The 17,232-nt window shown below is 72.3% G+C and carries 19 protein-coding genes and 1 riboswitch; of the genes, 10 read left to right on the plus strand and 9 right to left on the minus strand.

The annotated features are described in order from the left end of the window. Window position 1: 1 nt before the first annotated feature. Together AC0B9F_RS33495 and bioB are read right to left on the minus strand one after the other, a co-directional pair. Window positions 2-1,282 carry an adenosylmethionine--8-amino-7-oxononanoate transaminase gene (locus AC0B9F_RS33495; protein WP_472008931.1) on the minus strand — a complete coding sequence of 427 codons (1,281 nt, stop codon included), beginning with the start codon at window positions 1,280-1,282 and terminating at the stop codon, window positions 2-4. Continuing rightward, window positions 1,275-2,531, minus strand: coding sequence for a biotin synthase BioB (gene bioB / locus AC0B9F_RS33500; RefSeq protein WP_472008933.1), 1,257 nt, complete (start codon window positions 2,529-2,531; stop codon window positions 1,275-1,277). The genes AC0B9F_RS33495 and bioB overlap by 8 nt, the downstream gene beginning before the upstream one ends. Before the next feature lie 147 nt (window positions 2,532-2,678). On the opposite strand from bioB, the gene AC0B9F_RS33505 reads away from it, so the two are divergent. After that, window positions 2,679-3,806 carry an 8-amino-7-oxononanoate synthase gene (locus AC0B9F_RS33505; protein WP_472008935.1) on the plus strand — a complete coding sequence of 376 codons (1,128 nt, stop codon included), beginning with the start codon at window positions 2,679-2,681 and terminating at the stop codon, window positions 3,804-3,806. A gap of 42 nt (window positions 3,807-3,848) precedes the next feature. Here the strand turns inward: AC0B9F_RS33505 and AC0B9F_RS33510 are convergent, their stop codons facing one another. Both AC0B9F_RS33510 and AC0B9F_RS33515 read right to left on the minus strand, forming a co-directional pair. Beyond that, window positions 3,849-4,079: a DUF397 domain-containing protein gene (locus AC0B9F_RS33510; protein WP_472008937.1), complete on the minus strand. Its 231-nt coding sequence runs from the start codon at window positions 4,077-4,079 to the stop codon at window positions 3,849-3,851. Window positions 4,080-4,088: 9 nt separating this feature from the next. Next, window positions 4,089-4,946 carry a helix-turn-helix domain-containing protein gene (locus AC0B9F_RS33515; protein WP_472008939.1) on the minus strand — a complete coding sequence of 286 codons (858 nt, stop codon included), beginning with the start codon at window positions 4,944-4,946 and terminating at the stop codon, window positions 4,089-4,091. Window positions 4,947-5,158: 212 nt separating this feature from the next. Here AC0B9F_RS33515 and AC0B9F_RS33520 point away from each other — a divergent pair, with 212 nt between their 5' ends. Continuing rightward, complete coding sequence (locus tag AC0B9F_RS33520) at window positions 5,159-5,632, plus strand: ATP-binding protein (RefSeq protein ID WP_472008941.1); 474 nt, start codon at window positions 5,159-5,161, stop codon at window positions 5,630-5,632. Window positions 5,633-6,038: 406 nt separating this feature from the next. On the opposite strand, the gene AC0B9F_RS33525 is transcribed toward AC0B9F_RS33520, so the two are convergent. From AC0B9F_RS33525 to AC0B9F_RS33535, 3 genes are all read right to left on the minus strand, one after another. Continuing rightward, entirely contained in the window at window positions 6,039-6,512 is a 474-nt protein-coding gene (locus tag AC0B9F_RS33525) for a C40 family peptidase (protein WP_472008943.1), read from the minus strand. A 3-nt stretch (window positions 6,513-6,515) separates the two neighbouring features. Continuing rightward, a riboswitch (cyclic di-AMP (ydaO/yuaA leader) is annotated at window positions 6,516-6,649 on the minus strand. 377 nt (window positions 6,650-7,026) lie between these two features. Continuing rightward, a complete protein-coding gene (locus AC0B9F_RS33530; RefSeq protein WP_472008945.1) occupies window positions 7,027-7,332 on the minus strand; it encodes a hypothetical protein in 306 nt (101 codons plus the stop codon). Between the two features lie 8 nt (window positions 7,333-7,340). Further along, complete coding sequence (locus tag AC0B9F_RS33535; RefSeq protein WP_472008970.1) at window positions 7,341-7,964, minus strand: ATP-dependent Clp protease proteolytic subunit; 624 nt, start codon at window positions 7,962-7,964, stop codon at window positions 7,341-7,343. 100 nt (window positions 7,965-8,064) lie between these two features. Between AC0B9F_RS33535 and AC0B9F_RS33540 the strand changes: the two genes are divergently transcribed. From AC0B9F_RS33540 to AC0B9F_RS33575, 8 genes are all read left to right on the plus strand, one after another. Beyond that, window positions 8,065-8,352, plus strand: coding sequence for a type II toxin-antitoxin system Phd/YefM family antitoxin (locus tag AC0B9F_RS33540; RefSeq protein ID WP_472008947.1), 288 nt, complete (start codon window positions 8,065-8,067; stop codon window positions 8,350-8,352). A 236-nt stretch (window positions 8,353-8,588) separates the two neighbouring features. Continuing rightward, complete coding sequence (locus AC0B9F_RS33545) at window positions 8,589-8,891, plus strand: urease subunit gamma (protein ID WP_472008949.1); 303 nt, start codon at window positions 8,589-8,591, stop codon at window positions 8,889-8,891. Window positions 8,892-8,904: 13 nt separating this feature from the next. Next, window positions 8,905-9,216 (plus strand): urease subunit beta, encoded by a 312-nt coding sequence (locus AC0B9F_RS33550; protein ID WP_472008951.1) that lies wholly within the window; start codon window positions 8,905-8,907, stop codon window positions 9,214-9,216. Then, complete coding sequence (locus AC0B9F_RS33555) at window positions 9,209-10,930, plus strand: urease subunit alpha (RefSeq protein WP_472008953.1); 1,722 nt, start codon at window positions 9,209-9,211, stop codon at window positions 10,928-10,930. The genes AC0B9F_RS33550 and AC0B9F_RS33555 overlap by 8 nt, the downstream gene beginning before the upstream one ends. Window positions 10,931-10,940: 10 nt before the next feature. After that, a complete protein-coding gene (locus AC0B9F_RS33560; RefSeq protein ID WP_472008955.1) occupies window positions 10,941-11,615 on the plus strand; it encodes an urease accessory protein UreF in 675 nt (224 codons plus the stop codon). A 58-nt stretch (window positions 11,616-11,673) separates the two neighbouring features. Beyond that, entirely contained in the window at window positions 11,674-12,351 is a 678-nt protein-coding gene (gene ureG / locus AC0B9F_RS33565; RefSeq protein WP_472008957.1) for an urease accessory protein UreG, read from the plus strand. Then, on the plus strand, window positions 12,339-13,271 hold the full coding sequence (locus AC0B9F_RS33570; protein ID WP_472008959.1) for an urease accessory protein UreD: 933 nt from the start codon (window positions 12,339-12,341) through the stop codon (window positions 13,269-13,271). Before ureG ends, AC0B9F_RS33570 begins: the two co-directional genes overlap by 13 nt. Window positions 13,272-13,401: 130 nt before the next feature. Next, window positions 13,402-14,997, plus strand: coding sequence for an alpha/beta hydrolase (locus AC0B9F_RS33575; protein ID WP_472008961.1), 1,596 nt, complete (start codon window positions 13,402-13,404; stop codon window positions 14,995-14,997). Between the two features lie 73 nt (window positions 14,998-15,070). Here AC0B9F_RS33575 and AC0B9F_RS33580 read toward each other — a convergent pair whose 3' ends face one another. Beyond that, window positions 15,071-16,096 carry an NAD-dependent epimerase/dehydratase family protein gene (locus tag AC0B9F_RS33580; protein ID WP_472008963.1) on the minus strand — a complete coding sequence of 342 codons (1,026 nt, stop codon included), beginning with the start codon at window positions 16,094-16,096 and terminating at the stop codon, window positions 15,071-15,073. A 58-nt stretch (window positions 16,097-16,154) separates the two neighbouring features. Continuing rightward, complete coding sequence (locus AC0B9F_RS33585; RefSeq protein WP_472008965.1) at window positions 16,155-16,871, minus strand: lysophospholipid acyltransferase family protein; 717 nt, start codon at window positions 16,869-16,871, stop codon at window positions 16,155-16,157. Window positions 16,872-17,232 lie beyond the last annotated feature (361 nt).

Genomic DNA, 17,232 nt, shown 5'->3' on the forward strand with positions numbered 1-17,232 from the left:
GTCATCCCTCCCGAGCCGCCGCGCACACCGCGCGGCAGATCCGTGCCACGTCCGCGTCCGACGTGACGTACGGCGGCATCGTGTAGATCAGATCGCGGAACGGCCGCAGCCACACGCCCTCGCGCACCGCGGCGCGGGTCGCGGCGGCCATGTCCACGGGGTGGTCCAGCTGGACGACGCCGATCGCGCCGAGGACGCGCACGTCCGTCACTCCGGGCAGCTCCGAGGCCGCCGCGAGCCCCTCGCGCAGTCCGGCCTCGATCCGTTTGACCTCGGCGAGCCAGTCCTGCCCGAGCAGCAGCTCGATCGAGGCGCAGGCGACGGACGCCGCGAGCGGGTTGCCCATGAACGTCGGCCCGTGCGCCAGCACCGGCACCTCGCCCCGCGAGATCCCGTCGGCCACGCGCGCGGTGCACAGCGTCGCCGCCATGGTCAGATAGCCGCCGGTGAGCGCCTTGCCCACGCACATCACGTCCGGGGACACCGCCGCGTGGTCGGCGGCGAACAGCGCGCCCGTGCGGCCGAACCCGGTCGCGATCTCGTCGAAGACCAGCAGCACGTCGTGCGCGTCGCACGCCTCGCGCAGCACCCGCAGATAGGCGGGGGAGTGGAACCGCATCCCGCCCGCGCCCTGCACCACCGGCTCGACGATGACGGCGGCGAGTTCATGGGCGTGGCGCTCCACCGTCGCGCGCAGATGCTCGGCGTACGCCTCGTCGTAGCCGGCGGGCGGCGCGTCGGCGAAGACCTGGTGCGGGAGGACGCCCGCCCACAGCTCGTGCATGCCGCCCTCGGGGTCGCACACCGACATCGGCGTCCAGGTGTCGCCGTGGTACCCGCCCCGCCACGTCATCAGCCGCTGCTTCTCCGGGCGGCCCAGCGAACGCCAGTACTGCAGGCACATCTTGGCGGCGACCTCGACCGACACCGAACCGGAGTCGGCGAGGAAGACGTGCTCCAGGCCGTCGGGCGACATGTCGACAAGGAGCTTCGCGAGCCGCACGGCGGGCTCGTGCGTGAGCCCGCCGAACATCACATGGCTCATCCGCCCCAGCTGTGCGGCCGCGGCCTCGTTGAGCACCGGGTGGTTGTAGCCGTGGATCGCCGACCACCACGACGACATGCCGTCGACCAGGTCACCCGAGCCGTCCGCGAGCTTCAGCCGGACCCCGCTCGCCGCCTCGACGACGAGCGGTTCGGCCTGCCCGGGCATCGGGCCGTACGGATGCCACACATGCCGCCGGTCCAGTTCCAGCAGCTCGGGCACGCTCAGGTCAGGCATTGGGCGCGAGGTCCGTTCCCGCGCCGCGCCGGCGCACGGCGACCAGGTCGGTACGGGGCTCGCCCGCCGCCGGAGCGGGGGCGGCCGTACCGCAGACGCCGCCGCCCTCGTGCGACCCGCAGCCGCCGGCCGGGGCATGCGAGCCGCAGCCCTCGGCGCCCTCGTGCGAGCCGCAGCCGCCCGCCGCATCGTGCGCCCCGCAGCCGCCCGCCGCCTCGTGCGATCCGCAGCCGCCCGCGCCGCCCGCCCGGTGCTGCGGCAGGGTCACCTCGCCGGCGCCCTCCACCTCGAACCCGGCGTCCGCGATCATCTCCAGGTCGGCCTTGCCGGCCTGGCCCTCACTGGTCAGGTAGTCACCGAGGAAGATCGAGTTGGCCAGGTGCAGCGCCAGCGGCTGCATCGTGCGCAGATGGACCTCGCGGCCGCCCGCGATACGGACCTCCACGTCCGGGCAGACGAAGCGGACCATCGCCAGGATGCGCAGGCAGCGCTGCGGGGTGAGGTTCCACTCCTTGGCCAGCGGGGTGCCCTCGAACGGGATCAGGAAGTTCACCGGAACGGAGTCCGGGTCCAGCTCGCGCAGCGAGTAGACGACGTCCACCAGGTCCTCGTCGCTCTCGCCCATGCCGGCGATCAGGCCGGAGCACGCGGACAGACCCGCCGCGTGCGCCTTGGTCACCGTGTCCACCCGGTCGGCGAACGTGTGTGTGGTCGTGATGTCCGCGTACGTGCCCTCGGACGTGTTGAGGTTGTGGTTGTAGGCGTCCGCGCCCGCCTCGCGCAGCCGCTCGGCCTGGCCGTCGGAGAGCAGGCCGAGGCAGGCGCACACCTCGACGCCCTCGTTGCCCTCCTTGATGGCCTTGATGGTCTCGGAGACGCGGTCCACGTCCCGGTCCGTCGGGCCGCGGCCGCTGGCCACCAGGCAGACCCGCTTGGCGCCGCCCGCCAGGCCCGCGGCGGCGGCCTGGGAGGCCTCGTCGGGCTTGAGCCAGGTGTACTTCAGGATGTCGGCCTTGGAGCCCAGCCGCTGCGAACAGTACGAGCAGTCCTCGGGGCACAAGCCGGACTTGAGGTTGACCAGGTAGTTGAGTTTCACCCGTCGGCCGAACCAGTGCCGGCGCACCTTGCCGGCCGCGGCCACCACATCGAGCAGTTCGTCATCGTTCGTGGCGAGGACGGCCAGGGCTTCCTCGCGGGTCGGCAGCTCGCGCCGCAGTCCCTTGTCCACCAGCGTGTTCAGCAGGTCCATGGGAGCTGATCCTGTCCTACGGGGGCAGGCCAGGCCAAGGAGAGTTCGCACAAACAAGGCCGTTCGAGGTGTGGGTATTGCCACATCATGAGCTGCGGTGCGTCCCGCTAGTGTCTGTGCACTGCCTACAAAATCCCCGGAGGACCCATGGCGTTCGGCTGGATCGACGAGCAGGCGGACGCGCGCCGCCGCGCGGGACTCGTGCGCACCCTGCGTCCCCGCCCCGCCGACACGCCGCTGCTGGACCTGGCGAGCAACGACTACCTGGGCCTGGCCCGCCATCCCGAGGTCACCGAGGGCGCGGCGCGGGCCGCGCGGACCTGGGGCGGCGGCGCGACCGGCTCCCGCCTGGTCACGGGCACGACCGAGCTGCACACGGAGCTGGAACGCGAGCTGGCGGACTTCTGCGGCTTCGAGTCGGCCCTGGTCTTCTCCTCCGGCTACGCCGCCAACCTCGCCGCGGTCACCGCGCTGGCCCCGCACGGCTCGCTGATCGTCTCCGACGCCGGCAACCACGCCTCCCTGATCGACGGCTGCCGGCTGGCCCGCGGCACCACCCAGGTCGTCGCGCACGCCGAACCGGACGCCGTGCGCAAGGCGCTCGGCACGCACGAGGGCACCGCGATCGCCGTGTCGGACACCGTGTTCTCGGTGGACGGCGACGCCGCACCGCTCGCCGAACTCGCCGCAGCATGCCGGGAGTCCGGAGCGGGTCTGGTCGTGGACGACGCGCATGGGCTGGGCGTCCTGGGCGAGGGCGGACGCGGCGCGCCGTACGCGGCGGGGCTCGCCGGCGCGGACGACGTGGTCGTGACGGTGACGCTGTCGAAGTCGCTCGGCAGCCAGGGCGGCGCCGTGCTGGGGCCCGCCCGGGTGATCGACCACCTGGTCAACGCGGCCCGCACCTTCATCTTCGACACCGGGCTCGCCCCGGCCGCGGCGGGCGCCGCCCTCGCGGCGCTGCGGCTGCTGCGCCGCGAGCCGCAGCGGGCGGCGCGGGCGCGCACGGTGGCCGCCGATCTGCATGCCCGGCTGACGGCCGCGGGTCATCAGGCGGTACGACCGGACGCCGCGGTGGTCTCCGTGCGCGCTCCGTCCCCGGAGCAGGCGGTGCGCTGGGCGGCCGACTGCCGAACAGCCGGCCTGGCCGTGGGCTGCTTCCGGCCTCCTTCCGTGCCCGACGGCATCTCACGGCTCAGGCTGACCGCCCGTGCGGACCTGACCGGGGACCAGATCGAGCGCGCCGTAGCGGTGATCGGCGAGACGCGGCCATGAGTCGGCGTGCACGGCCGTGCCCTCGCCCGGTGCGGGCCGTGCTCAGTCGGGACGCACGGCAGCCGTGAACGCCGCCCAGCTTCTGGCGGAGAAGAGCAGCGCGGGCCCGTCCGGGGCCTTGGAGTCGCGTACGGCGAGCAGCCCGGACCACGGCCCGAAGGCCGGCCGTGCCGTCTCGACGCAGTTGTTCGCTCCGGTGCTGTAGCTGCTGCGCAGCCAGCGCACGCCGTGCAGATCGGTACTGGAGGGGAGGTTCCGAGGCAGTGCAGTCATGGTGCCTCCTTACACGCCGTCATCTAGTGAGGCGATGAAATCCAACGAGTCCTCGGGGGAAAGGGCGTGGATCCGAAGGGAGTTGAAGGCCTCCGCGTAGGCCCGGAGGTCTTCTTTCCGTTCGAGGTAGAGGCTACTCGTCATGTGGTCGAGAACAACCACGTCCAGATCGGAAGTGCGCGGAAATGAGAAAATAACGAAAGGCCCGGTGATGCCGACATGCGCCCCCGCGGAGAACGGCAGCACCTGCAGCCGCACCTGGGGCAGCCGCGCCGCCTGGAGCAGCCGTCGCAGCTGCTCCGCCATCACCCCGGGACCGCCCACCTCCCGGCGCAGCACCGCCTCGTCCAGCACGGCGCTCAGCCTCAGCGGGCGCTGCGCGTGCAGCACGTCCTGGCGGGCCAGGCGTACCTCCACCAGCGCGTCCAGCCGTTCCTCGTCCACCGCGCCGACCGCGGCCCGGGTCACGGCGCGGGCGTAGGCGGGCGTCTGCAGCAGGCCCGGCACCACCGAGGTCTCCAGGGTGCGCATCGCGCTGGCCTGCGACTCCAGACTGATGAAATCGCGGTACGTGGGCGGCAGCACCCCGCGGTAGGCGTGCCACCAGTGCTCCCGGCCGCCGACCTGGGAGCCCGCCAGCACCAGCAGCAGGTCACGCAGTTCGTCGTCGTCGACGCCGTACGCCTCCAGCAGTAACCGCACGTCGGACGGTTTCGCGCCACTCGAGCCCGTCTCGATCCGGCTGACTTTCGACTGGTGCCAGCCCACCAGCCGGGCCGCCTCCCCGCTGGTGAGCCCCGCCCGGGCGCGCAGCGCGCGCAGTTCGGCGCCCAGCTTCCGGCGGCGCACCGCGGGACCGTGCTGCATGGGCCCCTCCTTACTCCGTCCGAGCCGCCCGGATACGTTCTGCCGTGGCAGAGTTCACCGCTTCGAGCGACAGATATATGCATATCTTGGTGGATCGCCTCCGTGACCGGCGCGGTGATGGCAGTCTGGCGGCGAAGCACCAGTCCGGGACCGTACTCGAACCACCGGCTCCGTGCCGGACTGCGGTCCCGTGGGAAAGGGACGACGTCGCCATGGCAGACCACCTGGAAGCATCCGTCACTCTGCCGAGCGATCCCGCTTCGGTGTCCGCGGCCCGCGGCTTCGTGGCCGGCACGCTGGCGGAATGGGGTCTGCCGTCGGACGCCGAACTGGCGGACAGCATCCGGTTGATCGTCTCCGAACTGGCCACCAACTCCGTGCAGCACACGTTCGGGCAGTCCCCCACGTTCACGGTGGACGTCGTCCTGGACCGCGACGAGCTGCTGCGCATCGGCGTCACCGACAGCCACCCCCGCTTTCCCAAGCGGCTGCCGGCGGCCGTCCAGCAGGACAACGGCCGCGGCATGGTCATCATCCGCTGGCTGGCCGCCGAATGCGGCGGCAGACTCCGCGTCCGCCCCACGCGCGAGGGCGGCAAGACGGTCGCCATCGAACTGCCCTGGGCGATCCCACCGGAACCGGTCCCCACGACGGGCCGGCAGGAGCCGAACACCCAGCCCTGCTGAGCCGTACGGCTCAGCAGGAGCCGGGAGACCGTCGCGGTACGCCGGACGCGCCGAGCGCTTCCCGCGCGGCAGCGCACGTCCCGCGGCGCCCCGTCTCCGCTACGACTTGAGCATGCGGGCGGCGTGAGGGTGGGTGAGGCTCGCGCCGCTCTCTTCGGCCGCCGGCGGAGAGGACGCCGTCGGTCACCCGTTCGGCCGGGCGGCTCGGCCGCATCACGCCCGTTCGCGTCCAGCAGCCTGCCGGGCGCCGGCCGGTCCAGCCGGAGCGGCAGGCGGGCGGCGCGTAGCAGGGGCGCTCCCCGGAGACGGGGCGCAGGCACGCTCCGTGCGCCTGCGGGGCCCCTGCCGGTCCTCCTCGGCCGCCCCGGACACCTGGCGGTGGCCCGGCCGAGGAGGACCGGGACCGTCAGCTCACCCGGCCGTACCAGACGCTCCTGGTCCAGATCTTCTCCAGGCGCACCACGGAGCCCGTCTTCGGGGCGTGCCAGATCTTGTTCTTCCCGGCGTAGATGCCGACGTGGTAGATGTTCGACCCCGAGTGGAAGAACACCAGGTCGCCGGCCTTGCGGCTGCGGGCCGAGATGTGGTGCGTCTTGTTGTACTGCTGTGCGGCCGTACGCGGCAGCTTCTTGCCCGCCTTTTTGAACGAGTACAGCGTGAGCCCCGAGCAGTCGAACCGGCGCGGTCCGATGGCGCCCCACTGGTAGGGCGCGCCCTTCTTGGACGCGGCGATCTGGAGGGCCTTCGTCGCCGGTGTCGCGGCGGCGGCCTCCGAGGCGAAGCCCGGGACCACGATCGAGCCGCCCACCGCGGCGATGGTCAGGGCCGAGGCCGTACCGGCCCGGGCCATCAGCGACGGGACACGATTGAGCGCAGACATGCGCAACCCTTCGTCAGCCGCCTGTGAAGGATGACCTGTCGGATTCGGGCTGGCGAAGTAGCCCGGCCGCTGACGCGGCTTCACCCCAAGGGCTGCTCGGTCCGGTCGTGGTGTGACCGTTCCGGCGACCCGTCGTGCTTGGGTCCTCCACTCCTGCCGATCCACTCCTGTCGACCGGTCATCCGGGCGGCGGCAGGACTCGGCGTCCGCCCGGATCGCCCCGCCGTTGTGGCGGGGGCTTGTCGTCAGTCAGGGATCTTGGCTCACATCTGTCCGAAAATCCCAACGGAACCGGGTATTTGTGTTGTTCCTCACCACTCGCCCGTTCGGGTGGACACCCCTGTGTTCGATGGTCCGTCCACCGGACCGGCGACGCCCGGACCAGCGGCGGAACCTCCCATTCCGCCCTCGTGGCCCGCGCGTTGCGCAACTCGGACCCCCCGGAAAAAGGGCGTGCGAATAGGCCGACAGGGGGTACGCCATTTGGTCCGTTTGAACCCGGTCGGCCGATTCCTCAAGTCCCGGCGCCCGGCGGCACGGTGACCCTCGCCGTGCGGCGCTCGCCGTCGAGCACCCGCAACGCGCGGGCCAGCGTGCCGGCGTGCAGTTCGCTCTCGCCGCGCTGGTGCATCAGCGTCAGCGCGTCGCGCAGCGCCACCGCCTTGGCGACCAGTGCCTGCGCGGCCCGCAGTCCCCGGTAGGTGTCGCCGGGACAGGCGGGGTTGATCCGGCCGAGCAGGTCCACGACCTCCAGGTAACGGTCGATCAACTCGCCCTCGGCCCGGGTGAGGGCGGGCAGCGGTGGAAGGTCGGGCAGCATCGGGCGGCTCACTTCCCGCCGGGACGCGGGCGGGTGGTGATGATCTCGTCCACCACGCCGTAGGCCAGCGCTCCGTGCGCGTCGAGGACGAGGTCGCGCTCGATGTCCGCGGCGATCTGCCGCGGGCCGCGTCCCGTGTGCCGGACGAGCATCTCCTCCAGGGTCGCCCGCGTACGCGTCAACTCCGCGGCCTGGATGGCGAGGTCACTGGCCTGGCCCTCCACCGGCTCGGGCAGTGCGGGCTGACGGATCACCACCCGGGCGCCCGGCAGCGCGAACCGGCGCCCCGGCGCGCCCGCGGCCAGCAGCACCGCGGCGGACGAGCCCGCCTGTCCCATGCAGTACGTCTCCACGTCACAGGCGATGTACCGCATCGTGTCGTAGACCGCCGTCATCGCGTGGAACGAGCCGCCCGGCGAGTTGACGTAGAGCTGCACGGGCCGGTCCGGGTCCTGGTGCTCCAGCTGCATGAGCTGCGCGATCACATCGCACGCCGCGGTGTCGTCGATCGGCGTCCCGAGGAACACGATCCGCCCCTGAAGCAGCTTGGAGTACGGATCCGTGGTGCGGCGCCCGAAGGCCGTGTGCTCGGTGAACTCCGGCATGACGTGGCGGGCGGACGGTCGGGGCACGGACGGTCGGGACATGGCGAGCCTCCTCGGAGCGAAGCGCGGGTGCGCGCCCTGCATCTGTAAAAAATGTACAGGACGTACGTGACGTTAGAATGGGCTCATGTCCTACGAGATTCCGGTGACGCAGGCCAGGGCTGAACTCGCCGATCTGATCAACCGGGTGGTCTACGGCGGTGAGCGTGTCGTCGTGACCCGCCACGGCAAGCCCCTCGTCGCCCTCGTCTCCGCCGCTGACCTGGAGCGACTCGAGGAACTGCGAGAGGCGGAGGAGGCCGCGCGGGAGCAGGTCATCAGCTCTGTCTCGGCGGTGCGCGATGTGGCGTCCGCTCCGCGCGAACAGCAGCGTTTCGGCATCGCGGCGGAGCACCGGCGGCCGGACGCACGCTGACCTGGCGGCCCTGTTCCGGGTATGGGGAAGGTCTGCCGCCGGTCATGTGTTGATCAAGGGCTGGTTAACGTCGTTGAAACTCCGACGAGCTAGCCTTCCGACCCACGCCACCAGGGGCTTTTCTGCCCGTAATTGAGCGCGGTCGGGAAATTTGTCTGTGTGTTACACCTGTCCCGTCGCGGTGGCTGCGGCAACCGGACCCCGCACGGTCCGGAGCAAGGACTGTGAGGTGGGACGTGCAACTGACCCCGCACGAGCAAGAAAGACTGCTCATCCATGTCGCGGCCGACGTGGCCGACAAGCGCCGGGCCCGCGGCCTCAAGCTCAACCACCCCGAAGCGGTCGCCCTCATCACCTCCCACATCCTCGAGGGCGCCCGGGACGGCCGCACCGTCGCCGAGCTCATGGCCACCGGACGCAAGCTGCTCACCCGCGACGACGTCATGGAAGGCGTCGCCGAGATGATCCACGACGTGCAGGTCGAGGCCACCTTCCCGGACGGCACCAAGCTCGTCACCGTCCACGACCCGATCATCTGACGGGGGGAGCGCCATGATTCCCGGAGAGATCCTCTTCGCCGAGGACCCCGTCGTGTGCAACGAAGGGCTCGAGGTCACCCGGCTGACCGTCCTCAACGCCGCCGACCGGCCCGTCCAGGTCGGCTCCCACTACCACTTCGCCGAGGCCAACCCCGGCCTGGACTTCGACCGCGCCGCCGCCCACGGCAAGCGGCTGAACGTCGCCGCCGGCACCGCCGTACGCTTCGAGCCGGGGCTGCCGGCCGACGTCGAACTCGTTCCCCTCGCCGGCGCCCGTGTGGTGCCCGGCCTGCGCGGCGCGACCGGGGGTGCCCTCGATGCCTGAGATCTCCCGCGGCGCCTACGCCGACCTGTTCGGCCCGACCACCGGCGACCGCATCCGGCTCGCCGACACCGATCTGCTGATCGAGATCGAGGAGGACCGCTCCGGCGGCCCCGGACGCTCCGGCGACGAGGCCGTCTTCGGCGGCGGCAAGGTCATCCGCGAGTCCATGGGCCAGTCCCGGGCGACCCGCGCGGACGGCACCCCCGACACCGTCATCACCGGCGTGGTCATCGTCGACCACTGGGGTGTGATCAAGGCCGACGTCGGCATCCGCGACGGCCGCATCACCGGCATCGGCAAGGCCGGCAACCCCGACACCATGGACGGTGTCCACCCCGACCTGGTCCTCGGCCCCGAGACCGAGGTCATCGCGGGCAACGGGCGCATCCTGACGGCCGGCGCCATCGACGCGCACGTGCACTTCATCTGCCCGCAGGTCGCCGACGAGGCCCTCGCCTCCGGCATCACCACCCTGGTCGGCGGCGGCACCGGCCCCGCCGAGGGCTCCAAGGCGACCACCGTCACGCCCGGCCCCTGGCACCTCGCCCGCATGTTCGAGGCGATGGAGGCCTACCCCGTCAACGTCGGCTTCCTCGGCAAGGGCAACACCGTCTCGCACGAGGCGATGCTGTCCCAGATCCGCGGCGGCGCCGCCGGCCTGAAGATCCACGAGGACTGGGGCGCGACCCCGGCCGCCATCGACGCCGCGCTGACCGTGGCGGACCTGACCGGCGTTCAGGTCGCCATCCACACCGACACCCTCAACGAGGCCGGTTTCGTCGGCGACACGCTCGCCGCGATCGCCGGGCGCGGCATCCACTCGTACCACACCGAGGGTGCGGGCGGCGGGCACGCGCCGGACATCATGACGGTCGTCTCCGAGCCGCACGTGCTGCCCAGCTCGACCAACCCGACCCGGCCGTTCACCGTCAACACCGTCGAGGAGCACCTCGACATGCTGATGGTCTGTCACCACCTCAACCCGGCCGTCCCGGAGGACCTGGCGTTCGCCGAGTCCCGCATCCGGCCCTCCACCATCGGCGCCGAGGACGTCCTGCACGACCTGGGCGCGATCTCGATCATCTCCTCCGACTCGCAGGCCATGGGCCGGGTCGGCGAGGTGATCATGCGCACCTGGCAGACCGCGCACGTGATGAAGCGCCGCCGCGGCGCCCTGCCCGGCGACGGCCGCGCCGACAACCAGCGGGTGCGCCGCTACGTCGCCAAGTACACGATCAACCCGGCGCTCGCCCAGGGCATGGCCCACGAGATCGGGTCCGTGGAGAGCGGCAAGCTCGCCGACCTGGTGCTGTGGGAGCCGGCGTTCTTCGGCGTCAAGCCGCTGCTCGTCATCAAGGGCGGCCAGATCGCCTACGCGCAGATGGGCGACGCCAACGCCTCCATCCCCACCCCGCAGCCGATCCTGCCCCGCCCGATGTACGGGGCGATCGGCCGGGCGCCCGCCTCGAACTCGGTCAACTTCGTCGCCCCGCTCGCCCTGGAGGACGGGCTGCCGGAGCGGCTCGGCCTCGGCAAGCGGTTCACGGCGATCGAGTCCACCCGCGGCGTGCGCAAGGCGGACATGCGCAACAACGACGCCCGCCCGCGCGTGGACATCGACCCCGACAGCTTCGCCGTGCACGTCGACGGCGAACTGGTGGAGTCCACCCCCGCCACCGAACTGCCCATGGCCCAGCGGTACTTCCTCTTCTGACGGCCGGGCGATGACACGAGCAGCACTACTCGTCCTGGCCGACGGCCGCTTCCCCGCCGGAGGGCACGCGCACTCCGGCGGGGCCGAGGAAGCCGTCCGCGCGGGGCGGATCACCGACGCGGCCGGCCTGGAGCGGTTCTGCCGCGGCCGGCTGCACACCACGGGCCTGGTGTCCGCCGCGCTCGCCGCGGCGGCCGCCCTCGGCGCCGACCCCGCCGCACTGGACGCGGCGGCCGACGCCCGCACCCCCTCACCGGCGCTGCGCACGGCCGCGCGCAAGCTCGGCCGGCAGCTCATGCGGGCCGCGCGGGCGACCTGGCCGTCCGCCGACCTCGACGCCCTCGCGGCGCGTTTCCCCAAGGGCGCCCACCAGCCGGTGGTGCTCGGCCTCGCGGCGCGCTCGGCCGGCTGCGCGCCCGAGGACGCCGCCTACTGCGCGGCGTACGAGAGCGTCGGCGGGCCGGCGACGGCGACCGTGCGGCTGCTGAGCCTGGACCCCTTCGACGCGACGGCCGTGCTAGCACGGCTCGCGCCGGAGCTGGACCAGGTCGTCGAGCGGGCCGTCCGCGCCGCCCGCCGCGTCGCCGACGAGGGGACCGACGCCCTCCCGGCGGCCTCCGCCCCGCTGCTGGAGATCGGCGCCGAGGCCCACGCCGCCTGGCCGGTCCGCCTCTTCGCGTCCTGACACACCGGCGCCCCGGCGCATCCCACGCCCCGGCGCCCCCCGAACGTAGGAGCCGTACATGCACCTCGACCACTCCCACGACGGTCCCGCCGCCGTCAGCGCCGACGCCCACCGTCCCGACGGCAGGCGGCGCGCGCTGCGCGTCGGACTCGGCGGCCCCGTCGGGTCCGGCAAGACCGCCACCGTCGCCGCGCTGTGCCGCGCGCTGCGCGACGAGCTGTCCCTCGCCGTCGTCACCAACGACATCTACACGCGGGAGGACGCCGAGTTCCTGCTGCGCGAGGCGGTCCTGCCGCCGGAGCGCATCGCCGCCGTCGAGACCGGCGCCTGCCCGCACACCGCGATCCGCGACGACATCTCCGCCAACCTGGAGGCCGTGGAGGACCTGGAGGACGAGGTCGGTCCGCTCGACCTGATCCTCGTGGAGTCCGGCGGCGACAACCTCACCGCGACGTTCTCCAAGGGCCTGGTCGACGCGCAGATCTTCGTCATCGACGTGGCCGGCGGCGACGACATCCCGCGCAAGGGCGGCCCCGGCGTCACCACCGCCGACCTGCTCATCGTCAACAAGACCGACCTCGCGCCCTACGTCGGCTCCGACCTCGCCCGGATGGCGGCCGACGCCAAGGCGCAGCGCGGCGACCTGCCGGTCGTCTTCCAGTCCCTGCGCGGCGAGAAGGGCGTCACCGACGTGGCCGCCTGGGTACGCGGTCGGCTCACCGCGTGGACGGCGTGACGACGACCGGGTCCGCGGTGGCCACACGGGCGCAGGAGCTGACAGCCCCGGCCACCCGCCCGGACGACGCCACCGTGCCCGGTGCGGGCACCGCCCCCCGGGCCGACCACAGCAGCGCCGACCACAACAGCGCCGCCCCTGGCAGCGCCTACCGGGTCCGGGCCGTCGCCCGGGTCCACGCCCGCCCCGACGGCCGCGGCGGCACCGCGCTGCCCGTACTGGAGGGTGAGGGCCCGCTGGCCCTGCGCCGCACCCGCAGCACCGGCGACGAGGCGCGCGTCCTGCTCGTCGGCGCGATGAGCGCCCCGCTCGGCGGCGACCACCTCACGGTCGCCGCCGACGTGGCCGCCGGAGCCCGGCTGAGCGTCGGCTCGGCCGCCGCCACCATCGCGCTGCCCGGCGCGGCGGGCGGCGAGGCCCGCTACGACGTGCGGCTGCGCGTGGCCGACGGCGGCGAGCTGATGTGGCTGCCCGAACCGCTGATCTCCGCCGCCGGCAGCGAACTGTCCGTCACCACCCGGCTCGACCTCGCCCCGCATGCCCGGCTCGTCTTCCGGGAGGAACAGATCCTCGGCCGGGCCGCCGAGCACCCCGGACGGCTCACCAGCCGTCTCACCGTGCGGATCGGCGAGCGGACCGTCCTGGACCAGGAGCTGGCCTGCGGCCCCGGCGCCCCGGGCGGCTGGGACGGACCGGCCGTGCTGGCCGGACACCGGGCGGTCGGGCAGCTCCTCGTCGTTCGGCCGGAGTTCGCCGGCGCACCGGTGCCGGCCAGGACGGTGGGGGAGGGGTGCACGGTCGTACCGCTGCCCGGGCCGGCCGCGCTCGTCACCGCCGTCGCCCGCGACGGACTGCTGTTGCGCCGCGCGCTGGACGCGGCACTGGCGCTGGTCGAACGGCCCACGCCCCCGGTCCGCTGAGCGGTACACGAATTTCCGGTTATCGGATTGGCAAAGAAGGTCAACAACCCCTGTTCTCAGGGCCCTCACAGCAGCAAGGATCCCCGTACCTGTCGTCACGAGGTACTCACAAGGTACGGGGAGGCTCTACTTGAGGGACATCAGAGCGAAGAAGCGGACCGCGACGCTCGGTTCGGCGAGCGTCGTCGCCGCAGCCACCCTGATAGCCGGCGCGGTCGCCGCGCCCACGGCGAGTGCCAGCGCCGGGCACGGGCAGGACCGCGAGGCCCGCGGCGCCGCGATCGCGGCCGCGCGGGCCGCACAGGCCGGCATCACCTGGCAGGACTGCCCGGCCGACTGGGGCCTGGAGAAGCCGATCCAGTGCGGCTGGGTCAGCGTGCCGCTCGACTACGCGCACCCCTTCGGCAAGCAGATCAAGCTCGCCGTCGACCGCATCGGCAACACCGGGACCAAGCAGGAGCGCCAGGGCGCCCTCGTCTACAACCCCGGCGGCCCCGGCGGCTCGGGCATGAAGTTCCCGCGCCGCGTCACCACCAAGAACCCCATCTGGGCCAACGTGGCCAAGGCCTACGACTTCGTGGGCTTCGACCCGCGCGGCGTCGGCCACTCCGCGCCCATCTCCTGCGTCGACCCGCAGGAGTTCGTCAAGGCGCCGAAGATGGACCCGGTGCCCGACTCCGAGGCAGACAAGCTCGCCCAGCGCAAGCTGGCCCGCGAGTACGCCGACGGCTGCTACGAGCGCAGCGGCGAGATGCTGCCGTACATGACCACGCCGAACACCGCGCGCGACCTCGACGTCATCCGCGCGGCGCTCGGTGAGAAGAAGCTCAACTACCTGGGCGTCTCCTACGGCACCTACCTCGGCGCCGTGTACGGCACCCTCTTCCCGGGCCACCTGCGCCGCATGATCGTGGACAGCGTGGTCAACCCCGACCGGAAGAACATCTGGTACCAGGCCAATTTGGAGCAGGACGTCGCCTTCGAGGGCCGCTGGAAGGACTGGGAGGACTGGGTCGCCAAGAACGACGCCGCCTTCCACCTCGGCACCACCCGCGACGCCGTCCAGGCCAAGTGGCTCCAGGTGCGCGCCACCGCGAAGAAGAGCCCGATCGGCGGGGTCGTCGGCCCGGCCGAGCTGATCTCCTTCTTCCAGAGCGCCCCGTACTACGACTCGTCGTGGGTGCCGGTCGCCACGGTGTTCAGCAAGTACGTCGCGGGTGACACCCAGGCCCTGGTCGACGCCGCCGCCCCCGACATGTCGGACACCGCGGGCAACATCTCCGCGGAGAACGGCAACGCCGTCTACACGGCCGTCGAGTGCGCCGACGCCAAGTGGCCCACCAGCTGGCGCAAGTGGGACCGCGACAACACGCGGCTCAACAAGGACTACCCGTTCATGACCTGGGCCAACGCCTGGATGAACCTGCCGTGCGCCACCTGGCACACCAAGCAGCAGACCCCGGTGAACGTCAGTACCGGCAAGGGCCTGCCGCAGGTGGTGATCGTGCAGTCCACCAACGACGCCGCCACCCCGTACGCCGGCGCCGTCGAGCTGCACAAGCGGTTCCAGGGCTCCCGCCTGATCACCGAGAAGGGCGCGGGTTCGCACGGTGTGACCGGCCTGGTCAACTCCTGCATCAACAGCCGGGTCGACGACTACCTGCTGACCGGCAAGCTGGACGCGGCCGACGTGACGTGCGGCCCGCACGCCACGCCGAAGCCGTAAGGCATACGACGACGAGGGGCGGTCCCGTACTACGGGGCCGCCCCTTCTCACAGCCTCTTCTCACAGTCCCTTCTCACGCCCGCAGCCAGGCGTCCTCCGCCGCGTAGTCGAACAGCTCGGGGTAGGCCCGGGCGAGCAGCGGGAACTCCTCCCGCCAGTCGCGGCCCGTCAGCCGCTCCACCAGCCAGTCCACCGACGCACGCACGCTCTCGGCGTACGGGACACCGGGGCCGTACCCCAGCTCCCCGGCTGCGGCGGACATGTCGCACACCACCGGCCACTCGGTCGACCACGGTGTGCGGCCCACCGACGGCGAGGGCGACGGACCGTCGATGAGCACCGTCTCGGTCTCCACCCCCATCGCCGCGTCCACCGCCGCTCCGATCTCGGCCACGGTCGGCGCCTCGGGGTCGCAGGCGTTCAGCACCCGTGAGCCCGGCCGGGCCGCCGCGAGCCGCACCAGCTCGGCGATCGTGCCCGCGCCCGACGGATGGAACCGGCTCACGCCCCGGTGGGCCAGCACCCGACGGCGCCGCCCGTCCAGGTTCCGCTTCACGAAGTACGCCTCGCGCGGGAGCGGGCTGTACGGCCCGTGCACCGCAGCCGGGCGCAGCAGCGTCGTCGACAACTTCTCGCCCACCGCCAGCAGTTCGCGCTCCAGAGCCACCTTCCCGGTGCTGTAGGAGGCGTCGCCCGGCGCCACCGTCGGCTGCTCCTCGGCCAGCGGCACCGGATAGCGCGGGAAGCCGTCCGGCCGCTCCTGCGTGTCGAAGGACCGGCCCCGGCCGTCCTCGTACACCGCCACGGAGGAGATCACCACCGCCGAGCCGACCCGGCCGGCCAGCGCCGTCAACTGCCGCGCGTGCCGCGCCCCGTAGGAGACCAGGTCGACGGCCAGGTCGCAGCCGTCGCCGACCACCGAGGCCAGCGCCGCGTCGTCCTCCCGGTCCAGCCGCACCGGCCGTACCCCCTCGGGCCACCCGGCGTCCCGGCCGCCGCCGCGGGAGGCGGCCAGCACCTCCCAGCCGTCCTCGGCCAAGGCCCGTACCGTCGGCCGTCCGATCTGGCCCGTCGCTCCGATCACCAGTGCACGTCTCATGATCCGACCGTAGGGCCGCTTGCCCGGCCCGGCGCGGGTGTTCTGCCCATGGCAGAGTTCAGCTCAGCGGCATCCACGGGAAGCGGCGCTCACCGCTCTCGGCCTGCCGTTCCTTCACCACGGCCGCGTACTCGTCGACGTACTCCTGCCCCGACAGCGACAGGACGGCGTACATGATCTCGTCGGTGACGGCCCGCAGGATCGCCTTCTCGTTCTCCATCCCGGCGTACCGGGAGAAGTCCAGCGGCTCGCCGAAGCGGATCACGACCGGGTGCAGCCGGGGCACCTTCCGGCCGGGCGGCTGCGCCTCGAAGGTGCCGATCATCGCGCACGGTACGACCGGCACCCCGGCCCTGAGCGCCATCACGGCCACGCCCACCTTGCCCTTGTAGAGCCGGCCGTCGTGCGAGCGGGTGCCCTCGGGGTAGACGCCGAGCAACTCGCCCTTGCCCAGCACGCCGAGGCCCTCCCGGATCGCGGCCTTACCGGCCTCCTTGCCGGAGCGGTCGACCGGGATCTGCCCGGCGCTGCGGAAGAAGGCAGCGGTGAGCCGCCCCTTGAGCCCCGAGCCGGTGAAGTACTCGGCCTTGGCCAGGAACGTGATGCGCCGCTTGAGCACCGCCGGCATCAGGAAGTGGTCCGAGAACGACAGATGATTGCCCGCGACGATCGCCGCGCCGGACTCGGGGACGTGCTCCAGTCCCTCGATACGCGGGCGGAAGAGCACCCTCAGCAGCGGACCCAGCAGCACGTACTTCAGCAGGAAGTAGAACACGGCTCTCTCCTCACACGGGCAGGTCCGCTGTCGCACAGGTAGTCATCTGTAACCATGTCCGGCAGGACTCATGCTGACCCCTGGCCGAGTCAGCTGATCGATCGTCAGCTTGCGCAGGTCACCCCGCAAGGGGAAGGACGTCGTACGCAGCCGCGGAGAGCCGAGCGGAAACTGAGGAAGTTCAACGAATGCCGGCGGGGATCGGGGGTAGCCGCGAGCTTGCCGGACGACGGACCGGCGAGTGCAGGCACATCGATCGGGAGGGACGCACTATGACGACGGCGACCACACGGGCCGCGGTGCAGACGGTGGGCGTTCCGGAGATCGCGGACCCCTCCAAGGTCGCGCCGAAGGACGCGCG

Source organism: Streptomyces sp. NPDC097129 (assembly GCF_055668065.1).